This window comes from Flavobacterium ginsenosidimutans (assembly GCF_003254625.1).
Taxonomy (GTDB): Bacteria; Bacteroidota; Bacteroidia; order Flavobacteriales; family Flavobacteriaceae; genus Flavobacterium; species Flavobacterium ginsenosidimutans.
Map to the genome: position 1 here is coordinate 451,719 of NZ_QJRJ01000080.1, position 8,392 is coordinate 460,110.

Below are 8,392 nucleotides of genomic sequence, written 5' to 3' on the forward strand. Positions count from 1 at the left end.
TAAATTTTAAATTTGTTTATTAATTAACTGAAAAATTGCTTCATCTTGATAGTGGTTATGATACAAAATCCAGTCTTTTTTTATTCCGATTTTCTTAAAACCAAATTTAGTAAAAAGTGCGACACTGGCTACATTTTGTACGCCAATATTTGCATACAATTGATGGAGATTTAAATTGTAAAAAGAATATTTTATTAAAAGCTCTAAAGCCTCAGAACCAATGTTTTTCCCTTGATTTTCTTCTTTCTGAATTACAATACCAATCCCTGCTCTATTATTTCTAGGATCAAAATCGAACAAATCAATCAATCCAATAGCAGGAAAATCATCATCTTGACAGATTGCCAAACGAAGCTGTTTTGCTTCATAAATATCTTGATGAGCATTTTCTAAATATTGTTTAATCAAAAAACGGCTATAAGGAGTTTGCGTATTGCTAACTTCCCAGATATTCTCATCATTCTCGATAGAATAAATGAACTCTAAATCTTGAGGTTCAAGCGCACGCAAATAAATAGAATCGCCTTTTAATGTTATCATTTTACAATTTTAGATTTTTGATTGTAGATTTTAGATTTAAATCTCAATTGTGCCTTTGAATACAAATTTTGCAGGTCCTGTCAAGAAAACATTTGTATAACCATCATTATCTTTATCAAAAGAAACGACCAGTTTTCCTCCTTCAACATTTAAATTAATTGAAGTTTTATCTGTTTCTCCAATAGCATTCATAGCAATTGCAACGGCTGTAGCTCCAGTTCCGCAAGCAAGAGTTTCGTCTTCAACACCTCTTTCGTAGGTTCTCAAAGAAAAAGTATCATTATCTACTTTTTTAACAAAATTGATATTGCTTCCTTTTTCTCCATATAATTCTCCGTAACGAATTGCAGCTCCGTTTTCTTTTACATTATAATGTTCCAAATCGTCTACAATTTGAACATGGTGAGGCGAACCTGTATTTAGGAAAGTATAAGAATCTTTTTTCTGAATTTCATTCACATCAATCATTTGTAAAGAAACAATTGAATCAGCATTAACAGAAGCGTGATGTAATCCGTCAGTAGCTATAAAAGTCGTTTTATCATCAATTACTCCCAATTGATTAGCGAAAGCAACAAGACAACGACCGCCATTTCCGCACATTGAACTTTGGTTTCCGTCAGAGTTGTAATAAACCATTCTAAAATCGGTTTCGGTATCATTCTCTAAAAGAATCAATCCATCAGCTCCAATTCCGAAACGTCTGTCACACAGACGTTCAATAAGTTTAACATCGTCTTTTGGAAAGAAATTGGAACGGTTATCAATCATTACAAAATCATTTCCTGTGCCTTGATATTTATAAAATTCTATTTGCATTTTTTAGTTGTTAGAAATACAAAAGTACAAACTATTAATTAATGAAATGTTAATCATTGTTAAAGAGAGTTAAACCACTTTTACAAATAATTTTTTGAAGTAATTTTACGTTAAATAAAAACATGAACTTAAATTCTAATAACTTAATTACAAATTTTAATATGAAAAAATTTTCAGCCTTATTTCTAGTGTCATTATTAAGTGGTGCTATTACTCTTGGTGCTTACAAGTTATTATTTGAAAGCAACAATTCTTTTTTTGGAAAAGGAAATTCTGTTGTAACTCTTGCCCCTAACTCTTATGGAAAAAATGTTGGTTTAGGTGCTGAAACATTAGATTTTACCGAAGCCGCAGACAAAACAATTCATACCGTTGTTCACGTAAAAAATGTTTCGAGAAGAACTGTAAGCAACCCAATGCTAGAATTTTTCTACGGATATGGCGGACAACAACAGCAAGAACAAGTAGGAACTGGTTCTGGTGTAATTATTTCTGAAGACGGATACATTGTGACTAACAATCACGTAATTAAAGATGCTACGGAAATTGAAATTACTTTAAACAATAAAAAATCATACAAAGCGAAGTTAATTGGTACAGATTCAAAAATGGATATTGCCCTATTGAAAATTAGTGCCGATGAAAAACTTCCTTACACTGCTTTTGCAAACTCTGACAATGTAAAAGTTGGAGAATGGGTATTAGCTGTTGGAAATCCATATAATTTAACTTCAACTGTAACTGCAGGAATTGTTTCGGCGAAAGCCAGAAATTTAGACCAAAGCGGAATACAATCTTTCATTCAAACTGATGCTGCAGTAAATCCAGGCAATAGCGGTGGAGCGTTAGTAAATGCGAGAGGCGAATTAATTGGAATTAATACTATGATTTCTTCAATGACTGGCTCTTACGTTGGATATTCTTTTGCTGTTCCTTCTAATATTGCCCGCAAAATTATTGAGGATATTATGGAATACGGAAATGTTCAAAGAGGTATTCTTGGAGTTGAAGGAGGCGAATTGAATGCAACTGCTTCTAAAGAATTAGGAGTAACAGAAACACAAGGATTCTATATTAATAGAGTTTCTAAAAATTCTGGTGCAGAAAAAGCTGGTTTAACAAAAGGAGATATTATCGTAAAACTTGATGAGCAAAATATTTCAACTTATGCTGATTTATCTGGCTATATCAATACGAAACGTCCAAACGATATTGTGAAAGTGACTTATATTAAAGATGGAAAAACCAAAACTGTTCCTGTAACTTTAAGTAAAAATGAGTTTTACAGCGCTGAAATTAAAGGAATCGAATTAGAAAACATTGACGCTGCTGATAAGAAAAAATTCAGAATTGATTATGGTGTTAAAATCAAAAACATCACAAACGAGAATTTAATGCAATATCAAAACGAATTACTAGGAAACATCATTTTGAGCATTGATAATGTAAAAGCAACAAATGTTGAAACTGTTTCAAAACTGTTGAGCAAAAAAGACGAAGGACAAAGCGTTCGAATTGAAATGATCAACAGAAACGGAGAGATTTTCAGAATTATAATTTAAGTCGCAGTATTCAGTCTCAGTTTGCAGTATTAAAAAACTGAAAACTGAGACTGCGACTGAAAACTAAAAAAAGCTATCTTAAGAAATTTAAGGTGGCTTTTTTATTTTTAAAAATAAATGCTAAAATAGTTTACGAAATCGATTGAAATAGATACTTTTGCGCAAAATTTTAAAATAGTGAGCATTTTATTTTTTCAATTATGAATAACAAATCATTATACCAAAAAGAGGTATCATTACAAGTCGACCGAAGAAAAGCCGGTGTCGAATTAATTAAAATCATAAGCGATTTATGGTATGACAAATCGATAGAAATGGTTTTATTTAAAAATCAGCTATTAGATAAAAACGTCAGCGATATTATCAATCTTCACCAATATGCGGGTGAATTTGTTGGAAAACCAATTACGATATTCGATTCTGTCGAAATCGCCAGAGTTGTTTTATCACTGGATCTTCCTCCAGCAAAAATTGATCTTGGGAAACTAACTTTTGAATATCGTTTAGAAGACGAAAAATATCCTGACGCAAGGTATTTTGTTATTGAGAAATTGAAAAAAGCGAAATCATCTGTAGAAATTCAGCCTAAAGATGTTGTGCTTTACGGTTTCGGTAGAATCGGACGCATATTAGCACGAGAGCTAATGTCTAAAACTGGAAAGGGAAATCAACTGCGTTTGAGAGCAATTGTAACCCGTGATAAACATGATGTAACAAGTTTAGAGAAACGAGCTTCTCTATTGCGTTATGATTCTATTCATGGAGATTTTCATGGATCTGTTGTTGTCGATTCAAAAAATAACGCATTGATTATTAATGGGACAACCGTTCACATAATTACTGCCAATTCACCAGAAGAAATTGATTATACAGAATATGAAATACACGATGCATTAGTTATTGATAACACTGGCGCATTTATTACAGAAGAAGCTTTGAAACGACATTTAAAATCAAATGGTGTTAGCAAAGTACTATTAACAGCTCCAGGAAAAGGTGTTCCAAATATTGTTCACGGTGTAAATCATAATGATTTTGATCCAGATCAAATTGATATTTTTTCTGCGGCCTCTTGTACAACCAATGCTATAACTCCAGTTTTAAAAGTTATAGAAGAGACATTTGGTATTGTAAAAGGACATTTAGAAACTATTCATGCCTATACAAACGATCAGAATCTCGTGGATAATATGCATAAAAAATATCGCCGTGGCAGAGCCGCTGCTTTAAATATGGTAATTACAGAAACTGGCGCAGGAAATGCAGTTTCAAAAGCATTGCCATCATTAGAAGGAAAATTAACTTCTAATGCGATTAGAGTTCCTGTCCCAAATGGATCACTAGTAGTTTTGAGTTTAGAAGTAAAAAAAGCAACATCAATTGCAGGAATTAATAAGGTAATGAAGAAGTATGCTCTTGAAGGAGAGCTGGTAGAGCAAATAAAATATTCATTAAACAACGAACTAGTTTCTTCTGATATTGTTGGAACTTCAGCACCATCAATTTATGATAGCAATGCTACAATTGTTTCAAAAGATGGAAAAAATATCGTGCTGTACATTTGGTATGATAATGAATTCGGATATAGTCATCAAGTAATTCGCTTAGCAAAATATATTGCCAAAGTGAGACGTTATACTTATTATTAATTCAACCAAACTAACTTTCTTTTTAAAACCATCAAGTTCATCTTGGTGGTTTTTTCATTTATTAAATAGGTAAAACCGTCGTACTTTTTACTTCTGAAATTACAAAAACTGTATTGATTAGTGAAACTTCGGGCAAAACGGATAATTTTTTTTGATGGAAATGATGATAGCTTTCCATGTCTGGAATTATAATCTTAAGCATATAATCAAAATTTCCTGAAACATAATTACACTCTACAACTTCAGGCAAATTTAAAATCGACTGATTAAATCCTTCAGAAGTATCATAAGTCTGTTTTGTTAAGGTTACCTGACAATAAACCGTAAGATTATTTCCGAGTTTTTTCTTGTCTAAAATAGTAACATACTTTTCTATAATACCATCTTTTTCAAGACGTTTCACTCGATCATGAACGGGAGTTAAAGACAAATTTATTTTGTTTGCAATGTCTTTTAAAGTGTAATGCGCATCTTCTTGTAAAAGACGTAGGATTTTTTTGTCAATTTCATCTAAAGCCATAACGAAAACGTTTTATTAAAATCTATAGAATTCAGTCTTTTTTTCTTTTTGAAGAATAAAATTCATTTCAAAACAGAATATTTTTCTGTAAAATTAAAAAATAAAATAATATTTTCTTATTTATTAACCCTCAAACCATAATTTATTCTCTATCTGTAGATTTGTAAAACAATTTCAATAAAAACAAAAAAATATAACAAATGATAATAGGTGTTCCAAAAGAAATAAAAAATAATGAGAACAGAGTTGCTTTAACTCCTGCAGGTGTTTCAGAAATGAAAAAACACGGACATACAGTTTATGTTCAATCTACTGCTGGTTTAGGAAGCGGTTTTGCTGATGAAGAATATGCACAAGCTGGTGCGATTATTTTACCAACTATTGAAGAAGTTTACGCTATCGCTGAGATGATCATCAAAGTAAAAGAACCAATTGCTTCTGAATATCCATTGATCAAAAAAGATCAATTATTATTTACTTATTTCCACTTTGCTTCTTCTGAAGAATTAACGCATGCAATGTTAGAAAAAGGAGCTGTTTGTTTAGCTTACGAAACTGTAGAAAAAACAGACAGAAGTTTACCATTATTAGTTCCAATGTCTGAAGTTGCAGGTCGTATGGCAATCCAACAAGGAGCAAAATACCTTGAAAAACCATTAAAAGGAAGAGGAATTCTTTTAGGAGGTGTTCCTGGTGTTCCACCAGCAAAAGTATTGGTTTTAGGTGGAGGAATTGTAGGAACTCAAGCTGCAAAAATGGCTGCAGGTTTAGGAGCTCAGGTTACTATTATGGACTTAAGCTTACCACGTTTACGTCAATTAGACGACATTATGCCAGCTAACGTAAATACAGAAATGTCTAATCATTACAACATCACAAGAGCAATTAAAGATGCTGACTTAATTGTTGGAGCGGTTTTAATTCCAGGAGCAAAAGCGCCTCACTTAATTACTCGTGATATGCTTAAATTAATGCGTCCAGGAACTGTTGTTGTTGACGTAGCTGTAGACCAAGGTGGATGTATCGAAACTTGTACTCCTACAACTCACGAAAACCCAACTTTCATTATTGACGATATTGTTCACTATTGTGTAGCTAATATGCCAGGTGCTGTTCCTTACACTTCTACTTTAGCTTTAACAAATGCAACTTTACCATACGCTGTACAATTAGCAAATAAAGGATGGGAAAAAGCTTGTACAGAAAATGAAGAATTAAATAAAGGATTAAACGTAGCAAATGGAAAAATCCTTTATAAAGGAGTTGCTGAAGCTTGGAATCTTCCTTTTAACGAAGAAATAGTATTAGCAAACGCATAGTGCTAATACTTAATAAGTGCTTACTAAGTCACTACTATAAAGGCTTTTCTTAATTGAAAAGCCTTTTTTATTGCATAAAAAAACCTGCCTTTTAGAGACAGGTTTTTAAAATTTATTTTTTATCGTTTAGAACTTCAGTCATTACTTTAGCTTCAGTTCCATTTGGAAAAGTAACTTTAATCTTTTGAGCAATTGTTGGAGCAATCTCTGTAATTGCTTTTTTATCATAAGATTCACCCTTTTTAATATGCCATCCATAAAAAATTGCAGGAACATGAGTATCGTAAGCATAAATAGTTCCATGAGATGTACCAGTTGGTGTATATTCAATAACACCTGGTTTATCTACAATAACTAAATCTCCATTTTGTGTAACATCATAACCTTTTGCAACAAAATTTAAAGAATAATCATTTCCAGCATTCGCTAAAACTTCTTCCTCAGTATAGACTTTTTTAACTTGTGGCTGAGCAATTAAAAACTCTTTAAAATCTCTTTTCACCTTAGCAAGTTCTAATCCTTTATCTTTAATAATTTGTCTATTGAAGAAAACATTAAAATTTGAATAGTTTTGAATCAGATCTACACCAAAAGTCTTAGTTGAGAAATCTTGCAGACTTTTTCTAACCTCTTTAGACGGGTAATTATCTACATTATATTTACGATCTTTTAAATAAATTACATTTTCTGCTCCAGCATGATCAGCAGTTAAGAAAAGTAAATAGTTTCCTTTACCAACTGTTTTATCAAGATAAGCTAAGAAATCAGCAATTGTCTGATCTAATCTTAAATAAGTATCCTGAAGTTCCATAGATCTTGGCCCAAGTAAATGGCCTACATAATCTGTAGAAGAAAAACTTACTGTTAGGAAGTCTGTGATATTATCTTTACCTAATTCTTCTTTTTCAATCGCTCTTTTTGCAAATTCAGCTAATAAATCGTTACCGTATGGCGTTGCACGGATAACTCCTGCATCGTTCTTCTCATACATAGATTTTAAATCATATGGAAAAACTGGAGCAGCACTTCCATATAATTTACCTTCATAAGGATTGTTGTCAGGAAGACTCTCATTATAAACCGAAGCAGGCTTATACAAATCCCAACCTTTATTAATATATTTTAAGTAATTTTTCTCGTTATTGAATTCTGTTACCCACTCAGGCAATTTTTCTCCGTAGAAAGTGCTCGAAATAAAAGAACCTGTTTTACTGTACCAAAATGCCCAATTTGCAAAATGTCCCGCAGGAAGAATAGCGCCACGGTCTTTTAAACTCATTCCGATTACTTTTCCGTTAAAATTAGTAGCCATTCTTACTTCATCAGTAATAGTAGTACTTTGAAGGTTTTTTGGAGACATTGCACCTTCTTCTGCCGTTCCATCACCAACAGTTTTCACACCTGCATCATCTGTACAATACATTTCTTTCCCAAGTGTTCTACTAAACCATTCGTTACCTACAATTCCGTGAGTAGCTGGAGTTGTACCTGTGTAGATTGAAGCATGCCCAGGAGCAGTATAAGTTGGCATATAGTTGTAATGCATATTCTGGAAAGTAAATCCATCATTCATTAATCTTTTAAAGCCGTTTGGAGAAAAATCATCTGAAAAGCGATATAAATATTCCATTTTCATTTGATCGACAACTATACCCACAACTAACTTTGGACGTTGTTGCGCACTTAGGCCTGTTACAGCAAGAAGTGCTAACAATAAAATATTTTTCTTCATATTTAAAAAGTAATTTAAACACAAAAATACTTATTCATATCCAAAAAGTCTAAAGTATCAATGTTTAACCACAAACAATTGACTATAATTTAACAGTTTTAAAACTATCAGCCTTACACATCTGTAATTTCCCTATGGACCAAGCCGCCAACTGAATCTTTTCCGGTATTGTTTTAATACAGCTTAAAACCAAAAAATCCCCATCAAATACATGATGAGGATTCTTAAAAGAAAGGCGACGACATACTCTC

7 protein-coding genes are annotated in these 8,392 nt (G+C 32.3%); 3 read left to right on the top strand and 4 right to left on the bottom strand.

Going from position 1 to position 8,392, the window contains the following annotated elements:
• Positions 1 to 6: 6 nt before the first annotated feature.
• Together DM444_RS18260 and dapF are read right to left on the bottom strand one after the other, a co-directional pair.
• The gene (locus tag DM444_RS18260) at positions 7 to 540 is read right to left on the bottom strand and encodes a GNAT family N-acetyltransferase (protein ID WP_111289236.1); all 534 of its coding nucleotides are present in this window, start codon (positions 538 to 540) and stop codon (positions 7 to 9) included.
• Between the two features lie 36 nt (positions 541 to 576).
• Positions 577 to 1,359, bottom strand: coding sequence for a diaminopimelate epimerase (gene dapF, locus DM444_RS18265; protein ID WP_111289238.1), 783 nt, complete (start codon positions 1,357 to 1,359; stop codon positions 577 to 579).
• A 161-nt stretch (positions 1,360 to 1,520) separates the two neighbouring features.
• On the opposite strand from dapF, the gene DM444_RS18270 reads away from it, so the two are divergent.
• Positions 1,521 to 2,921 carry a trypsin-like peptidase domain-containing protein gene (locus tag DM444_RS18270; RefSeq protein ID WP_111289284.1) on the top strand — a complete coding sequence of 467 codons (1,401 nt, stop codon included), beginning with the start codon at positions 1,521 to 1,523 and terminating at the stop codon, positions 2,919 to 2,921.
• A gap of 200 nt (positions 2,922 to 3,121) precedes the next feature.
• Positions 3,122 to 4,570: a glyceraldehyde-3-phosphate dehydrogenase gene (locus DM444_RS18275; RefSeq protein ID WP_111289240.1), complete on the top strand. Its 1,449-nt coding sequence runs from the start codon at positions 3,122 to 3,124 to the stop codon at positions 4,568 to 4,570.
• Between the two features lie 61 nt (positions 4,571 to 4,631).
• Here DM444_RS18275 and DM444_RS18280 read toward each other — a convergent pair whose 3' ends face one another.
• The gene (locus tag DM444_RS18280; protein WP_053474073.1) at positions 4,632 to 5,090 is read right to left on the bottom strand and encodes an Lrp/AsnC family transcriptional regulator; all 459 of its coding nucleotides are present in this window, start codon (positions 5,088 to 5,090) and stop codon (positions 4,632 to 4,634) included.
• A 200-nt stretch (positions 5,091 to 5,290) separates the two neighbouring features.
• Here DM444_RS18280 and ald point away from each other — a divergent pair, with 200 nt between their 5' ends.
• The gene (gene ald, locus DM444_RS18285; RefSeq protein ID WP_111289242.1) at positions 5,291 to 6,409 is read left to right on the top strand and encodes an alanine dehydrogenase; all 1,119 of its coding nucleotides are present in this window, start codon (positions 5,291 to 5,293) and stop codon (positions 6,407 to 6,409) included.
• 112 nt (positions 6,410 to 6,521) lie between these two features.
• Here the strand turns inward: ald and pafA are convergent, their stop codons facing one another.
• Positions 6,522 to 8,141 (bottom strand): alkaline phosphatase PafA, encoded by a 1,620-nt coding sequence (pafA, locus tag DM444_RS18290; protein ID WP_111289244.1) that lies wholly within the window; start codon positions 8,139 to 8,141, stop codon positions 6,522 to 6,524.
• Positions 8,142 to 8,392: the final 251 nt, after the last annotated feature.

Excerpts from the sequence above, each read along its gene's own strand:
- DM444_RS18270 (WP_111289284.1), top strand. The coding sequence starts at position 1,521 with ATGAAAAAATTTTCAGCCTTATTTCTAGTGTCATTATTAAGTGGTGCT.
- pafA (WP_111289244.1), bottom strand. The coding sequence starts at position 8,141 with ATGAAGAAAAATATTTTATTGTTAGCACTTCTTGCTGTAACAGGCCTA.
- ald (WP_111289242.1), top strand. The coding sequence starts at position 5,291 with ATGATAATAGGTGTTCCAAAAGAAATAAAAAATAATGAGAACAGAGTT.
- dapF (WP_111289238.1), bottom strand. The coding sequence starts at position 1,359 with ATGCAAATAGAATTTTATAAATATCAAGGCACAGGAAATGATTTTGTA.
- DM444_RS18260 (WP_111289236.1), bottom strand. The coding sequence starts at position 540 with ATGATAACATTAAAAGGCGATTCTATTTATTTGCGTGCGCTTGAACCT.
- DM444_RS18275 (WP_111289240.1), top strand. The coding sequence starts at position 3,122 with ATGAATAACAAATCATTATACCAAAAAGAGGTATCATTACAAGTCGAC.
- DM444_RS18280 (WP_053474073.1), bottom strand. The coding sequence starts at position 5,090 with ATGGCTTTAGATGAAATTGACAAAAAAATCCTACGTCTTTTACAAGAA.